This is a genomic window from Sphingomonas telluris, from assembly GCF_022568775.1.
Taxonomy (GTDB): domain Bacteria; phylum Pseudomonadota; class Alphaproteobacteria; order Sphingomonadales; family Sphingomonadaceae; genus Sphingomicrobium; species Sphingomicrobium telluris.
Window position 1 is genome coordinate 2,062,593 of sequence record NZ_JAKZHW010000001.1, and the last position, 26,088, is coordinate 2,088,680.

At 60.6% G+C, this 26,088-nt stretch carries 29 protein-coding genes, 1 tRNA gene and 2 pseudogenes; 15 read left to right on the forward strand and 17 right to left on the reverse strand.

Going from position 1 to position 26,088, the window contains the following annotated elements; translation table 11 throughout:
- Nucleotides 1-82 precede the first annotated feature (82 nt).
- The 3 genes from LZ016_RS10465 to LZ016_RS10475 all read left to right on the forward strand — a co-directional run bounded on the left by LZ016_RS10465 (nt 83) and on the right by LZ016_RS10475 (nt 2,454).
- Entirely contained in the window at nt 83-418 is a 336-nt protein-coding gene (locus LZ016_RS10465; protein ID WP_241447318.1) for a histidine kinase, read from the forward strand.
- Nucleotides 419-586: 168 nt separating this feature from the next.
- Nucleotides 587-1,387 (forward strand): GAF domain-containing protein, encoded by an 801-nt coding sequence (locus LZ016_RS10470; protein WP_241447319.1) that lies wholly within the window; start codon nt 587-589, stop codon nt 1,385-1,387.
- A 902-nt stretch (nt 1,388-2,289) separates the two neighbouring features.
- On the forward strand, nt 2,290-2,454 hold the full coding sequence (locus LZ016_RS10475) for a hypothetical protein (RefSeq protein ID WP_241447320.1): 165 nt from the start codon (nt 2,290-2,292) through the stop codon (nt 2,452-2,454).
- A 71-nt stretch (nt 2,455-2,525) separates the two neighbouring features.
- Here the strand turns inward: LZ016_RS10475 and LZ016_RS10480 are convergent.
- A pseudogene (locus LZ016_RS10480) lies at nt 2,526-2,950 on the reverse strand (class I SAM-dependent methyltransferase); the annotation flags it as partial.
- A gap of 208 nt (nt 2,951-3,158) precedes the next feature.
- Between LZ016_RS10480 and LZ016_RS10485 the strand changes: the two are divergent.
- Nucleotides 3,159-3,518 carry a hypothetical protein gene (locus LZ016_RS10485; protein WP_241447321.1) on the forward strand — a complete coding sequence of 120 codons (360 nt, stop codon included), beginning with the start codon at nt 3,159-3,161 and terminating at the stop codon, nt 3,516-3,518.
- A gap of 542 nt (nt 3,519-4,060) precedes the next feature.
- On the opposite strand, the gene LZ016_RS10490 is transcribed toward LZ016_RS10485, so the two are convergent.
- On the reverse strand, nt 4,061-4,984 hold the full coding sequence (locus tag LZ016_RS10490) for a LysR family transcriptional regulator (RefSeq protein ID WP_241447322.1): 924 nt from the start codon (nt 4,982-4,984) through the stop codon (nt 4,061-4,063).
- A gap of 97 nt (nt 4,985-5,081) precedes the next feature.
- On the opposite strand from LZ016_RS10490, the gene LZ016_RS10495 reads away from it, so the two are divergent.
- From LZ016_RS10495 to LZ016_RS10505, 3 genes are read left to right on the forward strand one after another with little or no spacing between them, the layout of a single operon-like run.
- A complete protein-coding gene (locus LZ016_RS10495) occupies nt 5,082-5,411 on the forward strand; it encodes a nuclear transport factor 2 family protein (RefSeq protein WP_241447323.1) in 330 nt (109 codons plus the stop codon).
- Nucleotides 5,408-6,196: an SDR family oxidoreductase gene (locus LZ016_RS10500; protein WP_241447324.1), complete on the forward strand. Its 789-nt coding sequence runs from the start codon at nt 5,408-5,410 to the stop codon at nt 6,194-6,196. The genes LZ016_RS10495 and LZ016_RS10500 overlap by 4 nt, the downstream gene beginning before the upstream one ends.
- A 26-nt stretch (nt 6,197-6,222) precedes the next feature.
- Nucleotides 6,223-7,032, forward strand: coding sequence for an alpha/beta fold hydrolase (locus LZ016_RS10505; protein WP_241447325.1), 810 nt, complete (start codon nt 6,223-6,225; stop codon nt 7,030-7,032).
- A 622-nt stretch (nt 7,033-7,654) separates the two neighbouring features.
- Here LZ016_RS10505 and LZ016_RS10510 read toward each other — a convergent pair.
- Entirely contained in the window at nt 7,655-8,023 is a 369-nt protein-coding gene (locus LZ016_RS10510; protein WP_241447511.1) for a PilZ domain-containing protein, read from the reverse strand.
- A 254-nt stretch (nt 8,024-8,277) separates the two neighbouring features.
- A complete protein-coding gene (locus LZ016_RS10515; RefSeq protein WP_241447326.1) occupies nt 8,278-8,625 on the reverse strand; it encodes a response regulator in 348 nt (115 codons plus the stop codon).
- A 217-nt stretch (nt 8,626-8,842) separates the two neighbouring features.
- Between LZ016_RS10515 and LZ016_RS10520 the strand changes: the two genes are divergently transcribed.
- On the forward strand, nt 8,843-9,916 hold the full coding sequence (locus LZ016_RS10520) for a sensor histidine kinase (protein WP_241447327.1): 1,074 nt from the start codon (nt 8,843-8,845) through the stop codon (nt 9,914-9,916).
- Between the two features lie 54 nt (nt 9,917-9,970).
- Here the strand turns inward: LZ016_RS10520 and LZ016_RS10525 are convergent, their stop codons facing one another.
- The 4 genes and pseudogenes from LZ016_RS10525 to LZ016_RS10540 all read right to left on the reverse strand — a co-directional run.
- A complete protein-coding gene (locus LZ016_RS10525) occupies nt 9,971-10,612 on the reverse strand; it encodes a hypothetical protein (RefSeq protein ID WP_241447328.1) in 642 nt (213 codons plus the stop codon).
- Nucleotides 10,613-10,720: 108 nt separating this feature from the next.
- Nucleotides 10,721-10,930, reverse strand: coding sequence for a hypothetical protein (locus tag LZ016_RS10530; protein ID WP_241447329.1), 210 nt, complete (start codon nt 10,928-10,930; stop codon nt 10,721-10,723).
- 730 nt (nt 10,931-11,660) lie between these two features.
- Complete coding sequence (locus LZ016_RS10535; RefSeq protein ID WP_241447330.1) at nt 11,661-12,179, reverse strand: hemerythrin domain-containing protein; 519 nt, start codon at nt 12,177-12,179, stop codon at nt 11,661-11,663.
- A 581-nt stretch (nt 12,180-12,760) separates the two neighbouring features.
- Nucleotides 12,761-12,961, reverse strand: a pseudogene (locus LZ016_RS10540) (cold-shock protein); the annotation flags it as partial.
- A 724-nt stretch (nt 12,962-13,685) separates the two neighbouring features.
- Between LZ016_RS10540 and LZ016_RS10545 the strand changes: the two are divergent.
- From LZ016_RS10545 to LZ016_RS10555, 3 genes are all read left to right on the forward strand, one after another.
- Nucleotides 13,686-13,994, forward strand: coding sequence for a hypothetical protein (locus tag LZ016_RS10545; RefSeq protein ID WP_241447331.1), 309 nt, complete (start codon nt 13,686-13,688; stop codon nt 13,992-13,994).
- Nucleotides 13,995-14,251: 257 nt separating this feature from the next.
- Entirely contained in the window at nt 14,252-14,485 is a 234-nt protein-coding gene (locus LZ016_RS10550) for a hypothetical protein (protein ID WP_241447332.1), read from the forward strand.
- Nucleotides 14,486-14,654: 169 nt separating this feature from the next.
- Nucleotides 14,655-14,843 (forward strand): hypothetical protein, encoded by a 189-nt coding sequence (locus LZ016_RS10555; RefSeq protein WP_241447333.1) that lies wholly within the window; start codon nt 14,655-14,657, stop codon nt 14,841-14,843.
- Nucleotides 14,844-15,315: 472 nt separating this feature from the next.
- Here the strand turns inward: LZ016_RS10555 and LZ016_RS10560 are convergent, their stop codons facing one another.
- From LZ016_RS10560 to LZ016_RS10585, 7 genes are all read right to left on the reverse strand, one after another.
- Nucleotides 15,316-15,498: a hypothetical protein gene (locus LZ016_RS10560; RefSeq protein WP_241447334.1), complete on the reverse strand. Its 183-nt coding sequence runs from the start codon at nt 15,496-15,498 to the stop codon at nt 15,316-15,318.
- Between the two features lie 360 nt (nt 15,499-15,858).
- On the reverse strand, nt 15,859-16,032 hold the full coding sequence (locus tag LZ016_RS15710) for a hypothetical protein (protein ID WP_366512912.1): 174 nt from the start codon (nt 16,030-16,032) through the stop codon (nt 15,859-15,861).
- Entirely contained in the window at nt 15,962-16,735 is a 774-nt protein-coding gene (locus tag LZ016_RS10565) for a hypothetical protein (protein WP_241447335.1), read from the reverse strand. The genes LZ016_RS15710 and LZ016_RS10565 overlap by 71 nt, the downstream gene beginning before the upstream one ends.
- Before the next feature lie 626 nt (nt 16,736-17,361).
- On the reverse strand, nt 17,362-18,108 hold the full coding sequence (locus LZ016_RS10570) for a hypothetical protein (protein WP_241447336.1): 747 nt from the start codon (nt 18,106-18,108) through the stop codon (nt 17,362-17,364).
- Complete coding sequence (locus LZ016_RS10575) at nt 18,105-19,337, reverse strand: tyrosine-type recombinase/integrase (protein WP_366512904.1); 1,233 nt, start codon at nt 19,335-19,337, stop codon at nt 18,105-18,107. Before LZ016_RS10575 ends, LZ016_RS10570 begins: the two co-directional genes overlap by 4 nt.
- Before the next feature lie 132 nt (nt 19,338-19,469).
- Nucleotides 19,470-19,562 (reverse strand) — tRNA-Ser (locus LZ016_RS10580).
- A gap of 85 nt (nt 19,563-19,647) precedes the next feature.
- Nucleotides 19,648-20,535: an aldose 1-epimerase gene (locus tag LZ016_RS10585; RefSeq protein ID WP_241447338.1), complete on the reverse strand. Its 888-nt coding sequence runs from the start codon at nt 20,533-20,535 to the stop codon at nt 19,648-19,650.
- A 129-nt stretch (nt 20,536-20,664) separates the two neighbouring features.
- Between LZ016_RS10585 and LZ016_RS10590 the strand changes: the two genes are divergently transcribed.
- Nucleotides 20,665-20,994, forward strand: coding sequence for a hypothetical protein (locus LZ016_RS10590; protein WP_241447339.1), 330 nt, complete (start codon nt 20,665-20,667; stop codon nt 20,992-20,994).
- A gap of 27 nt (nt 20,995-21,021) precedes the next feature.
- Here the strand turns inward: LZ016_RS10590 and dgoD are convergent, their stop codons facing one another.
- Together dgoD and LZ016_RS10600 are read right to left on the reverse strand one after the other, a co-directional pair.
- Entirely contained in the window at nt 21,022-22,164 is a 1,143-nt protein-coding gene (gene dgoD, locus LZ016_RS10595) for a galactonate dehydratase (RefSeq protein ID WP_241447340.1), read from the reverse strand.
- On the reverse strand, nt 22,161-23,468 hold the full coding sequence (locus tag LZ016_RS10600) for a family 1 glycosylhydrolase (RefSeq protein ID WP_241447341.1): 1,308 nt from the start codon (nt 23,466-23,468) through the stop codon (nt 22,161-22,163). The genes dgoD and LZ016_RS10600 overlap by 4 nt, the downstream gene beginning before the upstream one ends.
- 146 nt (nt 23,469-23,614) lie before the next feature.
- Here LZ016_RS10600 and LZ016_RS10605 point away from each other — a divergent pair, with 146 nt between their 5' ends.
- Genes LZ016_RS10605 through LZ016_RS10615 form a run of 3 tightly spaced genes read left to right on the forward strand, consistent with a single transcriptional unit; the run spans nt 23,615 to nt 26,086 of the window.
- Nucleotides 23,615-24,541 (forward strand): 2-dehydro-3-deoxygalactonokinase, encoded by a 927-nt coding sequence (locus LZ016_RS10605; protein ID WP_241447342.1) that lies wholly within the window; start codon nt 23,615-23,617, stop codon nt 24,539-24,541.
- Nucleotides 24,528-25,157: a 2-dehydro-3-deoxy-6-phosphogalactonate aldolase gene (locus LZ016_RS10610; protein WP_241447343.1), complete on the forward strand. Its 630-nt coding sequence runs from the start codon at nt 24,528-24,530 to the stop codon at nt 25,155-25,157. The genes LZ016_RS10605 and LZ016_RS10610 overlap by 14 nt, the downstream gene beginning before the upstream one ends.
- Nucleotides 25,157-26,086 (forward strand): Gfo/Idh/MocA family protein, encoded by a 930-nt coding sequence (locus LZ016_RS10615; RefSeq protein ID WP_241447344.1) that lies wholly within the window; start codon nt 25,157-25,159, stop codon nt 26,084-26,086. The genes LZ016_RS10610 and LZ016_RS10615 overlap by 1 nt, the downstream gene beginning before the upstream one ends.
- Nucleotides 26,087-26,088 lie beyond the last annotated feature (2 nt).

The following is a 26,088-nucleotide window of genomic DNA, read 5'->3' on the forward strand; positions in this document are numbered from 1 at the left end:
CCTCGGATGGTTCACGTAGATCGTGTACGCGCATTCGTGATATACTGCGTAGACAAAGTGCTGGTTGCGTAGGGAGGGCATTATGTTCTCGAACGAAATCGGCGATCCGCCAAGGCAAGAAGCCTCGACGGGCAACTCGGTCCGGTCGGACGAGCGGCGCCGCATCGCGCGTGAGCTTCACGACACGACATCCCAACTCTTGGTCGCTCTTCAACTGCAACTAGGCCACCTCAGGCATAGCCGCCTGCCCGAGGTCGAGTCACTGTTAGAAGAGATGGAGCAGGTCCTTCACGACATTCATGAGAGCATCAGGCAAGTCTGCCGGGAGAGCGGTGACTACGTTGAGATCGAGCGGACGCGAACGCGCATCGCGGGCCTCTTCTATTCGCTCGACCTGCCCCACCGACCAACTCGCTAGAATCAGCCTCCACCCGAAGCTGCTATTAGCGGGAGCCGCCGCGAAATTGGTAACGATCGGTCCGCTAGGGTGAGTCCGGATTTAGTCGCCCCGGGGGTACCTGATTATGCCCATGTCCCTTTAACGCGCCTTGGGACTATGATTTGTTGCCCTTCTTAGGAGAGGCCCATGCCTTTCGCCGCGGCACTTCGTGAATCATTGCAGGAGCGCGGCAGGGAAATTCCTGCGGAGTTCGAGCGTGGGGATAGCCTGGAGGACGTCCTCAATAGGCATCTCAGGACCGTCGAGCAGATGGGTGGGGATGACGTGTCTACATGCATTCTCCTGCTGAGTCCTGATGGGAAGCGCTTGTCGGTTGGTGCAGCTCCGACCCTTCCTGCGTCCTATTGCCGCCCCGGTGACAGCTTTGAGATTGGTCTATCCCATGGGTCTTGCGCAGCAGCGGCTTACCTCGGTCGCCCCGTCTATTCGGTGGACATTGAGACGGACCCAATATGGGCAGACTTTGGCGAGGTCGCGCTTCAGCACGGCTACAGATCGTGCTGGTCGACGCCGATCCGAAATCCGAACGGCGCTATCGTCGGGACGTTCGCCATCCTCCATCGAACGGTGGGCATGCCGACGCACGAAGAGATTGAAGCCATCGAAATGATTACCGGGCACGTCGCCGAAGCCATAATGTGGTCCCGGGGTTCGGAGTTCATAGCTAGACCCGACCGGCATCAGTCCGACGCGCCCAAGCTAAAGCTCGTCTCCAACAATCAAGAAGCTTGCGATCCCGCCACTCAGTTGGTGACTCTTGTCGAAAATCTCCACTCGAAGGCAGCGGATCTTGATCGTTGCGCAAATCGCGCGGAGTCCGACGCCGATGCGCACGCTCTAAAAAAGACGGCCGAACTCAGCCGGATGCTGATCGCCAACATTATGTTGCAAATCGAGCTTATCAGTTCCCGAAACTCAGCCCGGTGAGCACAACTCCACCCCGACGCACTGTGCTAGCTTCCATCTCGGATGGTCAGGGCCCGCGCCCCCAAGCACGAGCCCCGACGGGGAAATGGGTCAGGCGCTGCGGGATAGCTCGGCACGTGACCCGCCGGTTGTAAAAACGGACTATAATCCAATTCGCAATTACATTTGTTAGCAGAGCGCCAAACCTAGCTCGAAGATGACTTCGGCGCTGGCGGCGATCTTCCTGGGTGGCACGATTTCCCCGGCCCTCAACGAAACCAGCACTGCATCAGCAACGGCAGCACTTGTAAGTAAGCGTCTTCCGTAGCTCGCCCATTGGGGGAGCCACTCTCCATACGTGTCGGATGGTTGCTCGGACCACGCGGCCCGTGCGCGATTCTAGCGGGCATCTCCCCATCTCGACGCACGTGGCAAAGCCAGCCCTTCAAGTCGCAACCGTAGGCGAGTTGCATCTTCGCTGCGGCCAATCGTCTTCGCGATCTCACGAGCTGTCAGGCCCTCATTCGCGAGGCGCTTAAGCTCCTCGACAGCTTCCGGATTCCATGGCTGTCGATGGTTCGTCCTCAATGTCGGTTGCCGGCGGCGAGGGCCGCGCATCTCGAACAAAGTTCGTCATCGGACGGCTTTTCGGTCGTGCCGCTGTGAGCGCATGCGGGAACGACGGACATTGTTCGCGCCAGTGCCAGAGACCGTTCTTCCGGACGCCCGGCAAGCCACGCCGATACTCAGTCAATTCCGCCCCCCCCAAAGCTAAGCTATCTCAAGTGCATAGCACGGCTATGGTGTCTGCGTGCACCAACAAATGTTAGCAATTGGGCACTAACTCAGCTTCGTCAGGATGATGGTTCGGCGGGGATCCAAATCCTCTGCCAAGCGCTCTGCTCGCACGCCGGGAGAATGTCGTGAACCTGCCTCTGCCGAAGTATTTCAGGGACATGGCTGAAAGGTCTCGGGAGTTGGCCGTCCGCCTCGACGACGAGGCCACGAAGTCCCACTTGTTCGACGTCGCAAAGCAATATGATTGGCTTGCGGCACAAGCGGAGCTGGGTCGCCCAAAGGGGTCCTAGGACCCCAAGCTGACATTGCCAGAGGTACTTCGAACGCCCCTTGGGCCTCATGCAGGCATGCCCTGCAAAACTTACCGCGGTTTGACGAACTTCAGGGTCATGCGGTCGCTTTCGCCAATTGCGAGATAGCGGTCCCGATCCTTGTCCTTGAGGGCTAGGGAAGGCGGCAATCGGTTGTGTCACGCGGATTGGCGTTGACCTCGGATGTCGCGGCAAGCCGGAACCCCGCGGCCTCGGCCAGCGCCATCACCGTTGAAACCTTGATGTAGCCGCTGGTGCGCTCGAGCTCGGCGGTAGCGCTTTCCGGCAAGCGATGGTCAACGACGCCGAGTACTCCGCCGGGCTTCAGCATGGCGTAGGCCTGCCGGAAGGCTTCTGCGCTGTAATCCTTCTTGTCGTCACGGCGGTAGCCCATCCGCCAGTTGTGGACATTGCGGAAAGTGACGACGACATCGGCGCTGCCGTCGGGCACCTGCCGGGCATTGGCATCGAACGCGGGGAAGTCGGCGACCTCTTCGGCGACTTCTTACTCGTGCAAACGACCTGATCGTGAGCGTTCAGAATCAGAGCATCATCCGATATGCGGAAGCCCAAATCGAGGTGAGCTAGATTCACTCTGCTCGGGCTGGCGCTAGTGGCAGATTTCCACCCAAAGCTGCCGCTAGCGGCTTAGTGGCAGCTTTCGACCCATTGCGGACATTAGCGTGGAGCGGCAGAACTCCGGCATGAACTTCAGGGCGACTATGGGTGCGGCGCTGTTGGTAATGCTGACGCTCGGCTGCACGACGAAAACGGCGTCAGCTTCAGATGACCCGACGACCGGCCTAACTCTCAGCGGCTCCTCTTCTTCCATCAGCGCGTTTCTCGCTGCTGCCAAAGGCAGGCCAGAGAAATGGACAGTCGAGAAGCGGTGGTCGAAGTCGGACGGCACCCAGGCTGTCCGCCTGCAATGGCCCAACCGGCCTGGGCCTAGCGACGTCGGCTCAATCGTCGCGCTTGTTCAAGCCGCACAGGCGAATGGGCTGGTCATATCGGACACGCAGATCGTGGAAACCCAGCCCTAGGCCCGAGTGGCAGCTTTCGACCCATTCCTGCCACTCGCGCTAATGGCAGCTTTCGACCCATTCCTGCCGCTAGCGATGGAGGGCGTTCAAGGTCGGAAATCTATGAGAGAGGTAAGTCGCACGCTTGGTCGAAAGGTATGGACGGCATCCCTGATCGCTTCACCCGTCGACCGAGCCTTATGCCTTCCAACATGGCTTTAGTTTGGACTTCCGTCTCGCTCACTCGCAGTTGCTTCGCGATCTCTCGGACTGGCATTCCGCTCCAAGCCAATCGCCGAAGTTTCTCCAAGGCGATGGTCGTCCACCGCATGCGACGATGAAGCTTCATTCTGCGCTCCTGCGACGAGGCGGGAGCACGGTTGTCTCTCAGCCGCCGGCGCCCCAAGAAAGTGGCCGGTGATGCGCTTGTGAACTGCTGGTCGCCGGCACTGTTCCGACGGGCGGGTTGTTCCAATTCTCCCTGCCGCTACGTTACGATGGCAGCCTTCGACCCCCATTGCGGACATTCGGCTCGTCACTGCTTGGCCCAGGTCTGAGGCGCGTCAGGCAATCGAATTACGGCTGCTTCGATCCTGCGCCGCGTACTCGCGTGCCAATGCGATGAAGGCTTGGAACGCTGCGGAAGAATGTCGTCTGTTAGGATAGTAAAGGCAAAGAGGGGCAAGCGACGGCGCCCAATCTTCAAGCACTCGAACTAGTCGGCCATCTGCGATGTCCTCTCGCACGTCGGCCTCCATGAAGTAGCCGATGCCGACATTATTCAAAACGGCCATCCGCGACAGTGTGGCTTCATCAAGCGTGATCTGACCCTGCACGTCGACCTGTACGGTCTCGCCGCCCCTTTCAAATGGCCAACGATACAAAGCGCCATTGGGCATGCGGACTCGAATGCAGGAGTGTGAAAGGAGATCCTGCGGGACCTTCGGCACGCCATTGGTCTTAAAATAGTCAGGCGATCCCACGACAGCGATGGGCCGCGGACGACCGAGCGAGATCGCGATCGTATCGCTGGGTACCAGGTCCACGCTACGTACGCCCAAATCGAACCCGGCCGCGACGACATCGACAAGCCGGCCCTCGGTGACCAAGTCGATGTGAATTTGGGGGTACCGTTTCAGGCACTGGAGGATCAGTGGCGCCATGATCTCACGTGCCGCTGTTGCGAAGGCATTGATTCGCAACGTGCCTGAGGGCGTCTCTTGCTGCGCGCGAGCCGTGGTCATCGCCGCTTGAATGGCTTCGATGGCAGGACCGACCTGCTCGGCGAAAGCTCGCCCGGCTTCGGTTGGAGAAACGCTGCGGGTAGTTCGATTGAACAGGCGGACGCCTAGCTGCCGCTCGAGCTTGGCGATCGCGTTGCTCAATGCCGTCGTGGACATGCCCAGCTGGAGCGCGGCGGCACGAAATGATCTGCGCCTGATAATCTCCAGCACGGCCTCTAGTTCAATCACCGCTGGGCGCGACATAATTCTGCTTCTCGCAATACCGCATCACGATTTGTCCAGATTATCGAGACGCTGTCTATCGCTAAATGGATGTCCTCATCTTCGAGGAGCATTCGAAATGTCCGTTGAACTGCCAAAGCCCATCGCCCAATTCGTCGACGCGAACGCAAAGCTGGATCTTGAGGCGATGCTGAGTCCCTTCGAGGCCGATGCGGTCATCATCGACAATGGGCATCGCTTCGAGGGCCAATCTGGGCTGCGACGTTTGTTCGAGGAGTCCGTGCTGCCCGTAAAGGCGATCTTCTCGCCGGACACCCTCCGAAATGAGAATGGGCAAGTCGTGGTTGAAGGTCCCGCCCACGGAGACTTCAAGGGAAGTCCGCTCCGCTTCACCTACCGGTTCACGCTCGTCCACGACTCCATCAAGGCTTTGGAGATCTCGCTATGAGCGCCGAGGCTTATCCGAACGAGTTCGCAGGCAAGCGCGTCCTAGTAAGCGGTGGCAGCAAGGGTCTGGGCCGCGCGACAGTCGATCGCTTCCTAGCCGGAGGCGCTCAGGTTATCACTGCTGCGCGCCGGACGCTGGAGCCGATCGAGGGCGTCGAGTTTGTCCAGGCTGATCTGACTACGGCCGAGGGCGGAAAGGCCCTCGCTGATGCTGCAATGGACCGGATGGGCGGCGTCGACATCCTCGCTCATGTGGTCGGCGGCTCAACGACGCCTGGCGGCGGCTTCGTTGCGTTGACTGACGAACACTGGCTCTCCGAATTGAACCTCAACCTCTTGGCCGCGGTTCGTCTCGATCGTCTCTTGATCCCACAGATGGTCGAACGGGGCACGGGCGCGGTCATCCACGTCACGTCGATCCAGTCTGTGCTGCCTCTGCACGAGGCCACAACTGCATACGCCAGCGCCAAGGCTGCGCTCCGGACCTACAGCAAATCGATCTCTAAAGAACTGGGCCCAAAGGGCGTCCGGGTAAATTCCGTGTCGCCGGGCTGGATCATGACAGAATCGATCGGTGAGTTTCTGAAGCGGCTACAGGCGGCAAACGGCGGCACGATCGAAGAGGCGCGACAAGCGGTTCTGGACGGCTTGGGCGGAATCTCGATCGGACGCGGAGCCGAGCCATCCGAGGTTGCGGACCTCATAGCCTACCTCGCCTCGAATCGTGCCACCGCAGTCCACGGCGCCGAATTTGTGATCGACGGCGGCACCGTGCCGACGGTGTGATCGAGAACTCCCCAGGAGAGCCAACAATGCGCAGGACTCTTACCAATATAGCCGCCGGTCTTCTCGCCGCTGCATCTGCCGTCTCGGCCGGTCCTGCGGTTGCCCGTGGCGCGACGGAGCCCGCCAGCAAGGCGGCCGCCGTCCGTAATGTCGTCCTCGTTCACGGTGCCTTCGCCGACGGCTCCGGCTGGCGCGGCGTGTACAACGATCTGACCGAGCGAGGTTACCGGGTCACGGTGGTCCAGAACCCGCTTACCTCACTGGCCGATGACGTTGCGGCCACCCGGCGCGCGCTCGATCGGCAGGACGGTCCCGCCATTCTTGTCGGCCACAGCTGGGGCGGTACGGTGATCACTGAGGCCGGTGAACATCATCTCGTCGCGGGCTTGGTCTACGTGGCGGCACTGTCGCCGGATGCCGGCGAAACGACTGCTCAGCAATACGACGGCTATACCAATCCGCCCGAGTTCGTCATCGAGACTGCCGCAGACGGCTTTGGTTACATTAAGCCGGATGGTTTCAAAGCGGGCTTTGCCGGCGACGCCAACAATGCCGACGCAGCCTTTCTTCGTGATTCGCAGGTACCCATCCGAATGAGCGCCTTTGGGGAGAAGCTGACAACCGCTGCCTGGCGATCGCGCCCGAGCTGGGCAGTCATTGCAACTGACGACAAGGCTTTTGATCAGCGCATGCTAGACGCTATGGCCAAGCGGATTGGCGCGCGAGTCACGAAAGTGAAAGCCAGCCATGCCGTCTTCCTGACGCAGCACGAGATCGTCGCTGATGTTATCGATGCGGCCGCTCGGGGAGCTTTCGCCACGACTCCATCCAGATGAAGTGGCCGCTCGCGACCTTCCGATATTGTCGGCTTTCCACCCATTCCTGGCGGTAGCGTGATGGCAGGTTTCGACCCATTTTTGCCATTCCGGTTTAGGATCGACGCCTCCTGACTCTCTGCCCGGGAGAACGACGCCTCTTTGGTGCCCGCGGGCGTGGAGGCTGCGAAGGACGTAGGACGTCTTCCGCTAGCGGCAGGTTTCGACCCAAAGCGGAGATTGCATCAGGTGTCCAAACCGCCCTCGACGAACACCTTTCGCGACTTCCAGTCTTCTTCAATTTCCGCAGCTCGGCGATCATAGGCCGTGGCCATTTGGAGCAGTGCAGCCCTGTCGCGCGGGTCCGGCGTGATGGCTGCCGACTGCCGGCATCGTGTTGCCAAGGCCCTGTATCGCGTCCCGGGTCGTTCCATGGCTCCTCCGTCGCAGTCGCGAAAGGCGGCCTGGACAGAGGGGGTAACCAAAATCCAGGCCGCCACTGCGCCGAGCGACGCGTGGCGCAGCTGATTTAGACTATGCCTTTGTTATGACTGGTGAATTAACGTGCGCCAACGTTCGTTGACGCGGCGATAAGTGAGGAAGAAGGCGACCCATCCGGAGCGAGCGGGACCGCCTTGTTGTCTCAATGCGCGAGTCCCGACGTCCAGTCCTCGAACGCAGCCTTAAACTCGGGGATGCCTCTTGCGTCTCGTATTTTGTCCAGGAGAATTTTCTCGTCGCCAGGATCTAGGCGCGCATCAAATTCAACACCTCGTTCGTCTCCATCTTCCCACTGAACGGTGCCAAACGTCACAACGCCATCGAGGCTGATGAAGAAGTCCGACCATTTGCCGGGCAAGTCCTTGCCGCGCAGGCGAGCCCCTGTCGCAGAGACATCAACTATGACCGCTGAGCGGGTTCCTTGCATGGTCGTTAGCAAGCCGACCAACGGAGCCGCTGAACGCGGGGCAAAGCGACGGCCGCCACCTTCGCTTTTACCAAATGTACTCATCACTCAAGGCCCTTTTACAACAGGCCCCCACGCCAAGCTCGGGTTAGCCCGATCGTGCTTAAGTCCGATTTGCTGGACATGGTTCAGAAGTCGTTATTTGCCTCAGATTGGTTAGCGGATTGCCTCTGCCGCTTCCGTCACCCCTCTCTTGCAACTCCGACAACGTGCACTCCGATGGCTGACTGGCACGTACCTCTTGCGTTCGCGTCGCCGTTCGCGTGGATCTCTCCTGGGGGTCAATCCCGACTGAGCTCCTACTGCTGGCTCATGATCTGCCGCACGGCGGACTCAACATCGCTGATGCGGAAAGGTTTGCTCATGACGGGGTGTTGAGGCATGCGCGAACGCGCCGCGTCCACTCGCCCCGTGATGAAGATGACGGGTATAGGATTGTCCGTGCAGATAGTCTGGACCGCGTCGATCCCCGAACCGGGCCTCAACTCCACGTCTGCCGTGATCAATTGGGGGCACCTTTCTCGAGCCGCGGCGACTGCCTCGTCGAATGACACTGCGAAATGAAAGGAAGTGAACCCGCACTCCCGAAGGACCTCCTCGATCGCGATCGCGATCAGGTCCTCGTCCTCGATGATTAGGGCGTGCATGCGTCGCTCCGCCGAGGACGAGGGGTGCGATTGCACGCCAGCAGCGGTTCTCGGTGGCGCCGATGGTGATAGCTAAACTCCCCGCAGCGGCGAACAGGCCAACTTTATTTAGGTTAGCTTTGTCGCGGAACGGTGTAAGGTGGCCGGACCACCGGACAATCGCAGGCGCGGCGGTGGCTGAGAGAAGTGCGACGCTCCCGCCGAACGGAGCAAATCCATGAAAGAGTTTTCCGATCTTGCCCAGGCGCAGGCGCTTGCGCTGGCTATCGTCGATACCTTGCCTGAGCCGTTCCTCGTCCTCGACGACTCGTTGCTGCTGCTCGCCGGCAGCCGGTGCTTTTATGAGGTCTACGGCGAAAACCCCGCTCACGCCCGCGGCCGCTCAATGTTCGAGCTGTCGGGAGGACAATGGGACATCCCTGGCCTGCGGCAACTGCTAACGGCAGTTGTGGACGATCGGACGAGCATTGAAGGGTTCGAGTTCGAGCGCGTTTTTACTGGGCTCGGCAAGCGCACGCTCCATCTAAACGCCCTGCCCATTCGTGATGAAAGCGGATTGGGACGGATGGTGCTCGTCGCCATCAAGGACATAACGGAGCGTCGCGTTGCCGAACAAGAAAAGCAGCAATTGCTGGAGCACGCCGAAGAACTACTTGAGCAGCAAACAACGCTTCTGCGCGAGATGCGACATCGGATCGCCAACAGCCTCCAGATTATTGCCAGCATCCTCCTGCTGAAAGCCGGGGCAGTAACATCCGAAGAAACCAAGAACGAGCTTCGTGCGGCTCATCAGAGGGTGATGTCGGTGGCTGCGGTGCAGAGCCACCTGCAGGCGTCAGACGGCATAGAGCAGATCGAGATGGGGCCCTATCTTACGAAGTTGAGTTCCGGCCTCGCCTCATCGATGGTGGATCCACGGCAACACATTGCCATTGCCGTCAGTGCAGATCCGGGCGTGCTTCCCACCAGTCACGCGGTGAGCATCGGTCTGATCGTCACCGAACTCATCATCAACGCGGTAAAATACGCTTTTCCACACGCCCGTTCATCAGCGAGTATCTTAGTGACGTTCGAGATCGCAAAGTCAGACTGGAAGTTAACGGTCGCGGACAATGGCTCAGGCCGTCAGCAGGCAAACGAGCCGAGCGCTGTGACGGGGCTGGGAACGGCTCTCGTCGCTGCCTTGGCTAAGCAGCTTAAGGCTCAGGTCTCGGAAACCTCCTCAAACAAGGGTTTGGCTGTCTCGGTGACGAAAGCGACCTTTGAATCCCGCTTGCCAAAGGTGGCCTAGGCGCTCGTAACCAAAAGACGCCCGGCCGAAGCCAGGCGTCTCTCACGCGACAAATTATCTTGCTGAGGGCGGTAGGTCCAAGAGGGCTAGGATCATCTGCGACTGCCGATCGATCTGATAGATCCGGCCGTTGTCGTAACCGTAATAGACCCGAGCGTCGTCGATATACTGGGTGCGGTACTCGGGGGGCAGACTGACCATGCTGGGGGCAATGTGCTGGCCGATCCTCGCGTCGCCGTCGAAACGATCGCCGGAATGCAAGCCGGCAAACCGAGCATCTGGCGCCCAATGGCCGTTGACACTCCCACTTTCCCAATTTGCCGTCTCATTGCGGAAACCGTTATGAGGCCGGCTCGCATCTCGGATGTCATTGTCGAGGGCAGTGCTGCGCCGCAGCAGCTCAGCGTGCTCGCCACCGCTTATCCCGTTCGGGCTGAGCCGTCGCTCAAGGCGCACCAGTCGCCTCAGCTCCTCGCGAAGGCTGATGCTTTCGCGCTTTGAGATCGTGCCCTGGCTGATGCCCGCTTCAAGCTGAAGCTGAAGCTCGCGGCTGTAGGTGCGGCTATGGCCCCACTGCGCGGCGTAAGGCGCTTCCGGTGTATTGCTGTAAGTCGGTTCATGTGCCCACTGTGCGGAGCCAGGCGCGGCCACGGAAAGGCCGGCGACGGCTGCCATAGTCATGTAGATCGGTCGCATTGAATTTCTCCTTGGGTCCCCTCGTGGGGGCGCGGCTGGTAAGCAGATCGAACTGCCGCAGCATTGAACGCAGAGCGGAGGCGACGATCGCCTCCGCCCCAGTCCTCGTTAGATGGTTTGCAGGTTCAGCGCGCAGCGCTGGCGCTGGCTATTCGTGCCAACATCATACGAGAGGCGCTGACCGACGGTGGGGACGGTATTCTTTTCCGAGGAGAAGGCGCCGCGCTCAAAGCGGAGCATGTCGCCACCGGTTTCCGGCTTGATCTCGCCGTGGCCCTCAACAGTGTCGAACGAGCTGACGGTTCCAAAATACTTCATGGTGAGTTCCTTTGTTGGCACGCGCCGGAAATGGCGCTCTGCCGCTAGGAGACGTCAAGGATGGAGAGAGGTGCGGCTTAGCGCCCGAAACCGTCGATTGCGACTGGTAGCAGCGAAGAAATAGACGCTATTGGTCAGGTAAACAAGCCCTTGACTAAATATAACTCGCGCAGCTCTTCTGAAAGTCTGAAATAACCGCGATTAGAATGATTAGTAAACGGTAATTAACCGTTGTCTCATTTCGTGATTTGCGAAGGAGAATAGTGATCTCTTTCAGCATCTGCGGTGAGACAATAAATCGCAGCCACAGCGAGCGCGCCTTGCCAGCTGCTGATGTAGAAGAGTGGCACGAAGGCGAGCGTCAGCAACAAGAGAGCGAGATCATATCGGTTTAAGGTGTTTATGAGACCTATGCGCGGCCGCGGGTCCGGGCCAGTGCCTTTCGTTTCGGAGGGCGTCCGATGCTCAGGCGTGACAGGCCTCTTTGTATGTGTCGAAGCTCTTACCAGTGGAATCCTGCCAGCGAGCGCTTCCGTCCGGAGCGGTCACTCGTCGGGGTAAGCCTCTTCCACTTAGGCCATTCGACCATTTTCTCAGGAGCCGTTTCAAGTAATTCATCAATTGATTACTCCGCAGGCTGATGAGCCCGCCGGCAGTCGTCGGTGCATCGACACATAGCTTTGAAATCTAGGGCGACCCGAAAGCCGCCCCGCTGGTTTCCAAACTAATTTTAGGATGAGATCGTAGTTTCGGTGAGGGTCGCGAGCTCCGGTTTCGGTAGGCCGGTGGCCTGAATCTCTGTCATCAACTGCTCCTTTCGGGCAGCCAGCTCACTCCCCAGCGCGTCCATATCCAGACCGGCTTTACGAGCCTGGGCAAACATGCCCTCCAAGCGCTGTTCTTCCTCTTCTACGTGATGTTCGATCTGCTCCTGCAAAACTTTTACCTTAGCGTCGTAGTACTCGTCGGACGGCTCACCGCCTTCAATCTCGGCGATCAGGACCTTAGCTCCGTCATGCTCGACGTAGGCCTCACGCATTAGGTCCTCTTCGACCTTTCCCTCACATGCCGGATAGAAAATCTCTTCTTCGATCTTCGCGTGCACAGTCAGCTCAGCACAAATTTGCAGCGCCAGTTTCTGCTTCTTCCCATCGCCGCTTGATTTTTCGAATTGCTCGAACAGGTCTTCGACACTGCGGTGATCCGCCTTCAGCAAGGCAATCGCGTCCTTGGGCTTATAATCCGGCATATTGAAATTCCCTTCGGAATCTGAACCAGTTGGGCTGCTAGCCGTTCCTCTTAAGAGTCGTTCGCAGGGCACACGCCGCGGACCAGGAAGTGCTCCGGCCCCTATCAACGTCTGCTTCGTGTCAGCTTTCCACCCATTCCTGCCGCTAGGCGACGAGTGGCAGCCTTCGACACGTTGCAGACATTAGAACGAGCCACCCGCTTCTGATCCATGGGCCCACCGAATCCGGGCTGGCAGGTCGCTGACGCCATCCAGCCGGATCAGGACTCGTTCGCCCAGGTTCGGCCTCAGAGTAACTAAGAGGCGGAAGCCGCGGTCGGTACATTCGGTGACTGTGACGGGATCCTCTGAACCATCCTCCCGTACGAGCTGCGCGGAATGCCGAGTTCGCGGATTAGCTCGGAACGCATCCAAGATTCTGTGGGTGATTGCCATGGGCCATCCTTTGAAGGGGCAGGAGCGTGTCACGCCCCTGCCGGAACATCGCGCTAGAGAGCCCGCTCGGCCTGATCAGCCGCTTGCGCCAATTGTGTGGAATACTCGGCCCCTTCGATGGGTTGTGCCGCTGGCTCAGTCTCGACCGACTGAAGGTTCACGGCGCTGCTCTTGCCGCGGTTGTCCTGCTCCAGATCGAACGAGAGGCGCTGGTTTTCGCGCAGGCTGCGCATTCCGGCGCGTTCCACCGCGCTGACGTGCACGAACGCGTCGCTACCGCCGCCATCCTGCTGGATGAAGCCGTAGCCTTTGGAGTCATTGAAGAACTTTACGGTGCCAATGGGCATGTCACTTTTCCTTCTATTTTGAGCCGGGTTTCGGCCCGAGGCGGCTAGGAGTGCGAGAAGGAAAAGCAGCGCCGAGAAGCGCTGGAAACTTTCAATATTCGACTGATAGCTAGGCTTCCGTAGGCTGTCGGTAGGTAGTTGAAAAGTGGTTGCGCTAAATATTTCTTAAGAATGCTTACTGGTAAATCTTTGCACTCCGCGTATATATATTTTGCTACGGTCGGTATCGACGGTTGTAAGCGGAGGGTTTGTTTCGCTTTTTCCATCTTTAGCGCCTCCCAGCCCCGGAAGTTCGATCAAGAACCTCTCGGCAAGTAGGACAAAATCCATGAAATATTTCGGCACCGTCAAGTCATTTGACGAGACAAGTGGCCACGGTTCGATCTCGCCGGACACAGACGGCCCCGATCTGAGCTTCGCGCAGGTAGGGTCCTGGAACCGAGTTGCGCCGCCCCGTGTCGGTCAGCGCCTGTCATATGACCTTCACCACGCGAGCGGGCAGCCAAACGCTGCGAACGTCGCAACAATCTAAGCAGGCGTGCCCGGCGGCGAGCGTGATGCTCAGCCCCGTTTTGGAGTTTTTTCATGACCGACCTCACCGCCCGCGAAAGCGCTCGAACTGCCATCGTCGCCTCCTTGCTGACGCTCGTCATCATTGGTTCGGCATTAGCCGTCGCGTTCAGATGATTGATCGCATCCATTATCGCCGAAAGGTATCTTCATCGTGACCCCCAGTGACCTGCCTCCCGCCACTGATTCGGCGCCGCCACGCAACGTGAAATCCATCCCCGCCAGAAGGCGAACACTCAAACTTCCGGAGAACACGGTCCAGGGTTGCCGCGACAGAGCAAGCGCGGACCTTCTGGAAGCGGTGACTGTGGTGACGGCGAACCAACGCCGGCGCCTCGAGCGCAGCGCCGAAAGCTGGACGGTCCGGGCTGCCTTTTTGGACCGGGTGAACAAGAGTTTCGACAAGCGGGATGCGATCGACCGCGCGCACGAACAGTATGAGAACGATCAAGTTCGGCTTTAGGAGCGCTGGCAGGCCGGTCTTCGGGGGCGTTTGCACTGCAGGAGAACAGAAATGAGTGGTTCCGAAGAATCAGGCCGCGCGCGAATGGAAAACGAGGGCGGACCGCCTCCCGCACGGCGATCAAGCGAGGCCAGCATCAACGACGAACTCGCTGCGCTCGGCATCTCATGCATTCAGACCAGAACTTTCGAATGGAGCGGCTATCGATACACGAATGCCCACGACGCCATCGCCGCCGCGAAACGGGCAGCGTCTTAATGAGCCGCGCAGTTTTCCTCAACATGAGCGAACGGGATATCATTCTGCACTGCGAAAGCGCGAAAATCGGCGTTTCCGCCATCGGCAGATTGCCGATGGGCGGGACGCGGCTGGTGTGCATGAGCGTCGCGGGTGCCGGGCAGATACGCCGCGAGCTGAAGTCCCGCCTGATGAAAGCCGATCTCGCCACAGAACGGCACGGGCCGGGAGGCGATTTTGTGTCCAACGCCTGAGAGCGCGAGCGACGGGCCATGAGCTATAGCCGACGAGCACGATGTAACCCACATCAGCGTAGAGCAATGAACTAGGTGCTAGGCAGACGGCATCGCTGCTCCCGACTGGGCAATGCAGCGCCTGAGAGACAAGTCGTCGCGCTCCCGCCCGATCTCAGGGGTATGTGCAATGTTCCCGCATGAGAGCGCCATGTTCCCGAATGACAGCGAGTATTTCCTCGAGCGCGCGATCACGGAGCGCCAGATGGCGAAGGCCGCCATGCACCCCCGTGCAATCGCGGCCCATGAAGAAATGGCTCAGCGATACGACGCGCTCCTCGAGGCGCACATGCGACCCAGTCTTCACGTTGCGGCTTAGCCGGGGACTGCGGCCGCTGCCAACCGCTCTGTCTGCTGGCGCCGCATCCCAGCGCGGCCCGTCAGGGGCGCTGTCGGTGCCGGGCGATGTAGGCAACGAGAACCGCGCCAACTGCGACTAGCGCGATCAAATATCCATATTGGCGGAGAGCCTCATTCATTTCAGGCTCCATGGTCCTTAATGCTGCGTCTCACAGCGTCATCCAAAGCCTCATCTTCAGCCCTCGCATCCTCGTCGCGCTTCTGTTCCCGCTCCTCAACGCGCTTCTCTCTCATTTCGCGCGGCACTGCGCCGTGAGGTTTGCGCTCCGACATGTCCATCTCCTGCTCTCCGCAGTCGATCGATCCGAGCCATTGCGCAAGGATCTCCGCGACCTGCTCACTGGGCCCTAGGTTGTGGCACCACATCTGGCGACCTGCGGCGAGCAGATCCAGACGAAGCCGTCCCCATTCAGGGCCGTAGCTTGCCGCCTCTATGTCTGCCCACCCCCTATTTGATCCTCCGCATCGTTGAGTGGATTGGTCTTGCCCAGGGTGCGGCCCGGATCGAGATACCAGACCTGCCGTGTGGCCTCGCCCTTCTCGAAGAACAGTGATCTCGGGCCGCTCTTTGCCGCCGAATGGCGGGTTAGCGAGCACCACGTCGACGCCCGCATCAGGATGCCAAATGGTTGATGTCCGACGGTCAGGAAGAGATGCCTCGCAAAGGAAACCGGCCGATCCACATGCGCCGTCGTAAATGCGACCCCGAAGCAGTCCAACGACCCCAGCGGTGTGCTGCATCGATGATCGGCGAGTACGTTCGTCCAGCGAGGTCTGCTTCTAGCGCCCGCTCGTTCTCGAGGTCATCCAGGTACTTGAGAAACAGAAGCCAGCGGTTTGTTCGACGTAGTCCAGCTCTGTGGTGCAGCCTTCCTCTTTCCAGAGGACGTCATCAATATTTCGGAAAGTCTGTTCAAACACGCGGAACCCCCTTGGCGAAGTCCGAATCCTCGCGAACTCGCCTGTCGGCACAATCAGCATGAGGGGCCTGCTGCCTGCAAGGCCTTCAGAAGCCTCGCAGCTTGCCGGCGTGCTCGGACCGCCCCTTTGGTCCACCCCCCGTGACGGTATGCCCCGTTATCGGTGCCGATTGGCGCCCCCGCTCCGTCTGCTCCGCCGTGAAGACGACACCGCGTTTTTCCCGTGATCGCTGGGCATTGGCAGGGCGTGCCCTGACGCGTGCGGGCTAAGCAGCGCTGCGCAGCTCTCAGGTTGGCTAACCGCTTTGATTTCCGCTGCTTGCGCTCCTCTTGGTCCATGGGGTTGGTCCCCATTTTCGATATCCCCCTGGTGCAAATCAATGTGCCTGTGTTCATGCGTCGATGTCTTGCGGACGGTGATGCGCTGGCGGGTCCCCTTACCCTTGAGCCGCGCCATCGTTTCGAGTTGCATTGCGTAAGTGCGCGCGAGTTTGCCGGCGATCGCGCAGCTACGTGGTTCTGGGTATCCGTTGTTTAGGGCCTGGGCGCTCAGTTTTAACTGCATCAGGTGCACCGCCACCATCTGAGCCGCGAGACATGCCTCGGCCTCGTTGCGTGGGCGCAAGCTCCGAACAATCTGAATCGCGGCCCTCAACTCCCACTGAACGGGGTTCCATGTCTGCTGATCCCCTCGCCATTCTGTCGAACAGAGATGCGAGAGTTGCGTCGTGAATGCGTGGAACGCAGGAGCGGATCGAGTTGCGAAGGCATCGAACAACAATGCCTCCCAGTCGTCATGGTCCTCGATATGGTATGGCGACTGAAACTCCCAGGAACCGTCTGTCTGTCCGATCTCAATCTCCGGGGTTGCCGGACGCTTCATCAGCCGATCCGTTGCCTTCGCGCTCAACTTCTTCAGGACCGCCGACATCCTCGGTCTTTCGCGGGCGCCATCACCGTCTAACATCAACTACTCCCCAGTATTCATGGCTTTGGAAGGGCTCAGCGCTCCGGGCATAGGACGACTACCCCCGCCATTTGGCGAAGGCAGTCCGGCCTATGCCCACTTCGTTCATGGCTTCGGAGCCGGGACGAGCGACAAAGGCGCTTCTGGTCTGAAGGTAGCCAGAAACTCGGTGGTTGCTTTCGACGCTGTCCTTCGCGCCGCCGGCCGCCCCTCCACCTTTCGGACTGGGCTTGCCACTATGACCGGACCCCGCTGGTATGGCGTGTCGTTCCTGCTGCCAGCGTTTCTAGCCTCCCAGCAGGAACCTCACGATTTCACATGCTGCGCGCCACGCGAGGTGAGCCTTCGACTAGGCGTTTCACGCTTACCCACGTGATCCTTGTCGACCGGCCAATCTTGAAGGCTTCAAGCAAGCCTTCATTGATGAGTTCGTATCCGCGCGTGTTGCCTACGCCGATAGCGGCGAATGCGACTTTGGGCGGGACGGCAAGAGGCTCCTCAATCAATATTCCCTCCAGTTCAGACGCAGGGCCAAAGCCCTTCGAACTAGAGCGAATTATACGGTATCTCGCCGGTCGCCTCTAAAGGGGTTAGTCGGGGATCACGCCTGCTGCGAATGTCACCCTGAACATCTTATCGCGTCGACGAGCCTCATCGAGCACGCCTTCCAAATCGGGCGTTGCTTGCTCCCCAAAGGCCATGGAGACAATGCGTTGGTAAAAGTCTGGCCATGGCCCCAATGACTTCGTTCCGGGCCAGGTATTCACGGTTGGCTCCTGACCGAACGCTGACTGATAAATTGGTGAGAGGCACTGCGCTCGGAATATCCTTTCCTCCCGTTGCTCGGCACGTCTCCAGTTTGGGACTTGGGGTTTCAACTCATCGGCTGACCGTCGCAACAGTCCCGCCAGTGCCTCGACATGAGAAACGGCTTCCCTGAATTTTCCATATTCCGTCGGCTCACCGATGCTTATTCCGTCGACCTCGACGCCCCCTTCGCCGGTCCAGCGCCCGAAGGCATGGTCCCATATGGCGCTATCAGCGGCATCCGATCGCTCGACGAGTGCGGCCCATAGCTTGGCGGCCTGAGTGGATAGCTTGAGCAATTCGTCTCGCGTATCAGCGTTGGAGGGGCGCTCCGCACTTTCGTCGGCCGACCTAAGACTGGTGTACAGCGCCCCCTGAATAGCTCGGGCAACCCATTTGAGCTCGCGGAGCGGGTCCAAACGAAATCCGGCCAAGGCGGTCGCTACGGCTGTCTGGGTGAGTCTCGCGATGCGCGGTTCGGTAAGGAGGAGCTGCGTGAACAGATCATCTTCTCGCGTGCTGGATGTCACGCACGACTCTCCGCCAACGAAATGATGTTTGACGATTTGTTCGTCACGAAGGACGCCCACGCAGGCATGAGCTTGTCTCTACGTTGTTCGAAAAAAGTCGTCCGCTTGTAGGCGCTCTCGGTGCGGTTGGGGTTGGTGTGTGCCAGTGCGGCTTCAGCCCAAGCATCGGCGAAACCCGTTTCCGCGGCCCAATCGCGAAACGCCGAGCGGAAACCGTGCACAGTGAATTGATCTCCGCCCGCAACTCGAAGCGCTTTGGCGAGCGTGGCATCGCTCATGAGCCCGTTCAACCCGGGGAAAACCAAGTCGTTCGGCTTGCCAGGAAATGCTTCCCGAAGGTCTTGCAGAACTGCGGCTGCGGCTGGAACTAACGGGACGATGTGTAGACGGGCGGTCTTCGAATTCTCTGGGGGTATCCGCCACTCGCGCGCTTCCAGGTCTACATCGCGCCACCGTGCCTTGCGAACCTCGCCTGAGCGCGCCGCGGTCAAAATGAGGAAGTGCAAAGCCTTGCGTCCTACCGAAAAGTCGCTCGCTTCCAGCTTGCTCATGAAAGTGGGCACATCCCTGTAGGGCATGGCAGCAAAGTTATTGCCCTTAGGCTGCTTGATGCCGCTCATTAATTGAGCGAGTGCGCGCATCGGCGCTTCCGACGATCGCCAGCCTTTCCCGTGCGCGTAATCCAGAACCACGCCAATTCTCTGACGGACGCGTCGGGCGGTCTCGCCTTTGGAAAGCCAGATTGGAAGTAGCGCCCGGTGCACCGTGGCTGCATCGATCTCATCGACCTTCAGTTTACCCATCGTGGGAAAGGCATAGGCTCGAAGTGTGTTGAGCCACTGATCGCCATGCTTTCCGTTTCGCCAAGACTTTGAGACTTGTGCGTGATACTCCTCCGCGACGTCTGTGAAAGTCGGGATTCGCTCTTCTTCTTGACGCCACTCGGCGGACGGGTTGATGCCGGCTTTTGCGAGTTCCCGACCGATCCGGGCCTTTTCCCTCGCCTCTCCAAGCGTCAGTGAACGTCGCTTGTGAAGAGGTATCGCCACATCAATCGGCGCCATAGCCACCGATCCCAAGCCGAAGTCCTGTCGACGACCCCGGTGTTGAACTCGGAGCACCCATGACCTCGATCCACTCGGCTTAACGAGGAGATAGAGCCCTTTCCCATCAGAATGCCGGCCGGGCTTAGCGTTCAGAACTTGCTTTACGGTTAGGGCCATCCGCATTCCCTCGCCTATTACCCCAATATGCAGCGGCTATAGGCGAAGGTCAACGAACCCCAGTGGCGGAACATCGCTAGAACGTTGGCGGATTACCGGGCTAATCTGAACTGCCGCGAATGGCGACGGATGACGTCGTGGCGGAGACGGAGGGATTCGAACCCTCGGTACGGGAATCCCCCGTACGGCGGTTTAGCAAACCGCTGGTTTCAGCCACTCACCCACGTCTCCGGAAGCGGCGCTAGCGGCGCGGCTATATAGGGCGCTTCGCGAAGCTTCAACCGCTTGCCGCTCTCAGTTCGGCTTAGGCGCCAAACTACGCCGTAGCGCGAATCTCGAGGCGCATATCGAGTTCCATCGCCTCTCCGGGTTCGAGAATCCTCAGCCCCAGCATCGCCCAGTCGCCTTCCGGCGCGTTGAGCGCGGCGTTCGCGTGGCTCACCGGCTCTGCAACGAAGATTCCGCCGGTCGGCGGCGAGTAAACCTGGAAGAAGCGGGCCTGCGGAGAGCTCATCTGAACCTCGAACGGCCAGGACGGATCGGTGATCAGCGCCTCGCCGCACCATCCGCCCCAGCCGTTGTCGAGATCCTGCCCGCAGATCAGCCGGTCCGTCAGATCGTATCGGCCGGTAGCGGGCACTTGCGCAACGGGGAGCACCCTTTCGTCGATCGTCCAGACATGGCTCGCCTGCGTGAGTAGCCGCGTCTGCGACGTGCAGAAGAAGTAGGGGTGATGGCCCAGCCCGCACGGCATCGGCCTGTCCGAGACATTGCGGCAGGTCAGTCGCGCATCGAGCACCGGCCCGTCGAGCCGAAACTCCTGCGTCGCTTCGTAGGCCCAGGGCCATTCCGCGGGCTCGTGACGGTAGCTGAGCGTGGCCGATCCTTCGTCAGCCCGGTCGACCGACCATGGGTTGAGCCAGCCGTCGCCATGAAGCGGGCTAGGGTCGCCGGCCATGTTGGGCGAAAGGGTAACCTGCTGGCCGCGAAAGGAAAACGTGCCGCCCCGAATTCGGTTAACGAAGGGCACGAGCGGAAAACTCCCCGCCTCGAGGACGTTTTCCAGCTGACTGTGGCCCTCGCGCAATATTGGGGTTTGGCCCGATGGGCCTTTGTAGCGGAAATGCGAAATTGCGCCGCCAATTGAAGGACTAAGCCCAAGTTCGAGGTCCGTCGAATTCAGGATCAGCAGGTCTGAGGACATGGCAATCTAAACCTAACCCAAAGAAAACATTCACAGAGCGGCAACTTCGTTGGGGATAAATCCGCATCAAATGTTGCGCCGCAATTCAGGCAAACGGTAATTGAGGCCCCGGGGTCCGGGGAGAGGAAAATGGGTAGACGCGTCAAGGACTTTATCGAGATCAGCGAGTACACCTCGCTCGATCAGCTGATCAACACGCTCACGGCCATCCGCGACAATCTTCCGCCGGAATCCGATCCTGAGCTTCGCATGAAAGGCGACGATGTGTTCGGCCGTCGTCTTTCCGTCAGCTACTTCCGCGAGCTGACGCCCGAGGAGGCCGAGTGCGAGCAGCGCTATTCAAGCACGACGTTGCCGGCACCGGATCCGGAGATCGAGAAGCTGCGCGGCAAGCTCGACGACGTCGAGTTCGAACGCGAGGACCATGTCGCCAAGCGCCGGATTCGCCGCGTAGCCTGAGCACCCGGGCGTGACCACAGCGCCGGCTCACCACTCCGCGAAACTGCCGTCCTTCGTACGGAAGATGGGATTGCGCCATCGATGGCGGTCCTTGTCGGCTTCGCGCACCGCGGCCTCGTCAATGTCGACTCCCAGGCCCGGACCTTCGGGAACTGGCAGGTAGCCGTCGATCGGCGTCAGCGCTTCCTTGTTCGTGCAGAAGTTCAGGAGATCGTGCCCGCCGGTATTGTAGTGGATGCCGAGGCTGATCTCCTGGATCGCATGGTTCGGCGTGCACGCTGCTATCTGCAGGCATGCGCCCAGCGCCAGCGGACCGAGCGGGCAGTGCGGCGCGACGGCGATGTCGTATGCCTCCGCCATCGCAGCGATTTTGCGCACTTCTAGAATCCCGCCCGCGTGGCTGAGGTCGGGCTGGATGATGTCTACGGCCCGCGATTCGAAGAAGGGTTTGAAGTCCCAACGGCTGTAGAGCCGCTCCCCGAGCGCAATCGGCGTCGCCGTATGGGCTGCGATTTCCGCCAGGCCTTCGGGATTTTCCGAGAGCAGAGGCTCTTCGATAAAGAGCAGTCCAAGCGGCTCCAGCGCTTTGGCGAGCTGCTTCGCGAGAGGCCGGTGGACGCGGCCGTGGAAGTCGAGACCGACGTCCATGCCCTGCGCCTGCGCCGCTTCGACGCGCCTCACCACTTCGTCGAACGCCTTGGGCGTGCCTATCCAGTCGAGCTCGGCGGTCGCGTTCATCTTGACCGCGTTGAAGCCCTGCTTCTTCCGGACCTCCGCGGCCTCCGCGATCTCGTGCGGACGATCGCCGCCGATCCACGCGTACGAGCGCACCCGATCGCGGACCTTGCCACCAAGCATCTGCCACGCCGGCAGGCCGAGCGCACGGCCCTTCAGGTCCCACAGCGCCTGCTCCAGCCCGGCCAGTGCCGACATCAGCACGGCGCCGCCGCGGTAGAAGCCGCCGCGATAGCCGACCTGCCAGATGTCCTCGATACGGAACGGATCGGCGCCGATGAAGCGGTCGCGAAAGGCGGCGAAGGCGCCGTCCACGGCTTCCGCCCAGCCTTCGAGGCTGGCTTCGCCCCAGCCGAACGAGCCGTCGTCCGACTCCACGCGGACGAACAGCCACCGGGGCGGAGCGTAGAAGGTTTCGATCTTGCCGATCTTCATGCGTAGTCCGCCGAGCTGTTGCGCGCGCCGAGGTCGATCTGTTCCTTGCTCAGGCGACGGCGGGCCGCTTCTTCCTGCTCGCGCGCATGCGCCATGTCGTAATGCGACGGCGGAACGATGGGGACGGTCAGGCAGAGGCTCGAGGCCGGAAGGACCTCGCGCCAGTCGCGGATCAGGCGCTTGTAGGCGCGGCCGACGTTGCGGATGTTGCGGTCGAGGTCGAACAGGCCAAGCGCGTTGACGTTGCCGTTCTGCTCACGAAGCGCGGTATCCCAATCGACCTGGTCGGTCAGCGAGTACCAGGTGAAGCCGACGGTCGGGATGCCGACGTTGCGCAGGCGGAGGACGTTCGCCCATTCCTTCCAGAGCCAGTGCACGGCCTCGTCGCCCACCGGCCCTTCGACCAGGTTCGTCTCCGTGTGCATGATCGGAAGGCGGTAGCGGTTGTAATATTGCCGCGTAATCTCGGTGTAGCCGAACACCTCGCCCGACGCCGTCGTGTGGCCGTTCTCGAACACGCGGTGCTCATTGGTGCGGTAGTAGTCGTTGCCGAGGATGCAGTGCTGCTTCAGCCGGTTGCTCAGGAAGAAGTGGTACTCTTCCCGGGTCATCCCATTATCCATCAGATATTCGTACATGTCGCTGTCGACGCGACGGCCGTAGTTGAGGTCGAGGCTGAGAAAACGGCGGGCGTTCATCAGCTCCGCCCCGTGGATCGCGGCGGGGCTGTCGGCGTGGAAATATTCTGACGATTCTGACTGGATGAAGATCGCGTCCGCGCGATGCTTCAGGATCTCGAGCATCGCCAGGACATTGGCTTTGACGATGTGCTTGAGCGCCGTGACGAACGACTTGTCCGTCTTCATCTGCTCGTTCCACCAGCCGTACTTGGCCGAGAAGATGGCGCAGATGAACATCTCGTTCACCGGCGTGTACAGCTGCACCCAGGGGTAGCGTTCGGCGAACGCCGAGGCGTAGCGCGCGAAGAGCAGCGGAAAATCCGGGTTCTGGAAATTGCCGATCCAATCGGGAACGCCGAAGTGGCAGAGGTCCACGATCGGCGTGATGTCGCGCTTCCTCAGCTCCGCGAAGGTGATGTCCGCGAATTCCCAGTCATACTTGCCGGGCCCTAGGTACGTCTTGTGGATCGGCGGTCCGTAGCGGAGATATTCGATCCCGATATCCTGGACGCAGTCGAAATCGTCCCGCCAGCGTTCGTAGTGCCCGCAGAGCTCCATCTGGTCGACACGGGTCTTTCCATTGTTGATCGTCGGGATGCTGTTTTCGATCCCGGTCGCGAACATGAAGTTTGCGATTGTCCACTCTCCTTGGCCGCCCGCCGGCGGTTACGATTCGCGTTCGCCCCGCGTCCCGATAGCTTCGTGGTCCGAAAAGAAAACCGTGGGAGCTATGTCGCGTTCCCGCGGTTTTTCGCTATCGGGACAAGTTCATGCGCTGGGCAGATGCATTTATCGCGGCCGACTGGGGCACCACGAACCGCCGCGCCTACCTCCTCGATGGCGACGGCAATTGCGTCGACGAGTTCGAGGATGACAAGGGCATCTTGTCCGTCGGCAAGGATGGCTTCGGCAAGGATGGCTTCGGCAAGGATGGCTTCGGCAAGGCCGTGGGCCAGATTCGCGAGCGCCTTGGCGACAAGCCATTGCTGCTCGCGGGGATGGTCGGATCCAACCGTGGCTGGATCGAGGCTCCGTACGTCCCATGCCCAGCGGGTCTCGACGACCTGACGGCCGCCCTGGTCTGGCCGGAGGAAGGCCGCACCGCGATCGTGCCAGGCGTTTCCTTAGTGGATCCGGATGAAGCCGATGTCATGCGCGGCGAAGAGGTCCAGCTGCTCGGCGCGTTCGCCGCGGGACTGGTCTCACCCGATGCGCTGGTCTGCCACCCGGGCACCCACAACAAATGGGCGCGGCTTCTGGGCGGCAAGATCGCGCGTTTCATGACCGTGATGACGGGCGAGCTGTTCAATCTCCTCAAGGGGCACAGCATCCTGTCCGACCTGCTTTCGAGGCCGGTCGAACCCGACGAGGCCTTCGCGCACGGGGTTCGCCACGCCTTGGCCAACGATTGCCTGACCGCCGAATTGTTCAAGATCCGCGCGCGGGTCCTTCTAGGGCAGGCAAATGCCGAGGATGCATCGTCGTACGGAAGCGGGCTGCTGATCGGTACCGATGTCCGGACAGGCCTTCGTGAGGGCTCCGACAGCGAGATCGTCGTAATGGGCCGTCCTGAGCTGACGCGGCTTTATGCCGAGGCGCTGCGCATTGCAGGCCGACAGCCGCGTGAGGTCGATGGCGAGAGGGCATTCCTGGCGGGGGCAAGAAAGATCGTGGAGCTGATCGATGAGCGCAGCTGAAGACTTCCGTCGCTACTTCGCCGAATGCCCGCTCGTCGCGATCATCCGCGGCGTCACCCCGGTAGATGCGGAGGCGATTGCGGGAGCGCTCTACGAGGGCGGTATCCGAATCATCGAGGTTCCGCTCAATTCGCCCGATCCCTTCGAGAGCATCCGGATCATCTCGCAAGCCTACGGCGATCGCGCCCTCGTTGGCGCGGGTACGGTGCTTGACGCAGCGGACGTTCCAAGGGTCGCGGAGGCCGGCGGGCGGCTCGTGGTGTCCCCCAACACCAGCGCCCCCGTCATCGAAGCGACGGTGGCCGCAGGAATGGTGTCCTCACCGGGTTATTTCACCCCGTCGGAGGCGTTCGCCGCCATCCGCGCCGGAGCGCAATCGATCAAGCTATTCCCCGCCGAGGCAGCGTCTCCCGCCGTCGTGAAGGCGCAGAAGGCGGTGCTTCCCAAGGACGTGCCGCTCATCGTCGTCGGCGGAGTCACGCCCGAATCCGTGCCCGAATGGCTGGCCGCAGGAGCCGACGGCTTCGGTCTAGGAGGTGGGCTCTACAAGCCCGGCCAGGACGCCGCAGCCACTCTCGAAAAGGCCCGCGCTTACGTCACTGCAGTGAGAGGCTGATGAAACCGATCAAGATCGCCATTATCGGGTACGGCAAGATTGCCGCCGACCAGCACGTCCCGTCCCTAGCCGGCAATCCGCGCTTCGAATTGGTCGCCACGTCGAGCCGCTCCGGACAGGGGGTCGAACCGATCTTTGTCGACTGGCGCGAGCTGCTGGACAAGGCCGAGGGCCTCGAGGCGGTCGCCATCACCACGCCACCGTCGGTCCGCCACGAGATCGCTGCCACCTGCATCGAGAAGGGGCTGCACGTCCTCCTGGAAAAGCCGCCTGCAGTCACGCTCAGCGAGATCGACGATCTGGCCTCGCTGGCGGAAGCTAAAGGCGTGACGCTCTATGCAACCTGGCACTCACGGCACAATCCGTCGGTGCCGGTCGCCGCCGAGGCACTCGCCGGCAAGCGGATCGCGAGCATGCAGATCAGTTGGCAAGAAGACGTCCACAAGTGGCATCCCGGCCAGCAGTGGATTTGGGAGGCCGGCGGGTTCGGTGTGTTCGATCCCGGCATCAACGCCTTCTCCATCGTCACCGCCATCTTCCCGGGTGCGCTGTTCGTTCGCTCGGCGGACCTAAGCGTCCCGTCCAACGCTCAGACGCCCATTGCCGCAGAAATCGACTTTGCGAGTGAGGTTGCCGACGGGGCTCTCCACGCCAGCCTCGATTTCCGCCGCACCGAGGGCGAGGAATGGACGATCGACATCCGCACAAGCGACGGGCGGACGGTCTTGCTGGAGGACGGCGGAGCCCGGCTGTTCATCGACGGCGAGGAGCAAAATCTCGCAGGAGCGGGCGAATATCCGGATATTTATCGCGAATTCGTGGACCTGATCGACGAGCGCAGGAGTTCCGTTGATGTCCGACCACTGCGCTTGGTCGCAGACTGCTACCTGACCGCGAGCCAGCGAAAGGTCGAGCCCATTACGATGTAGGT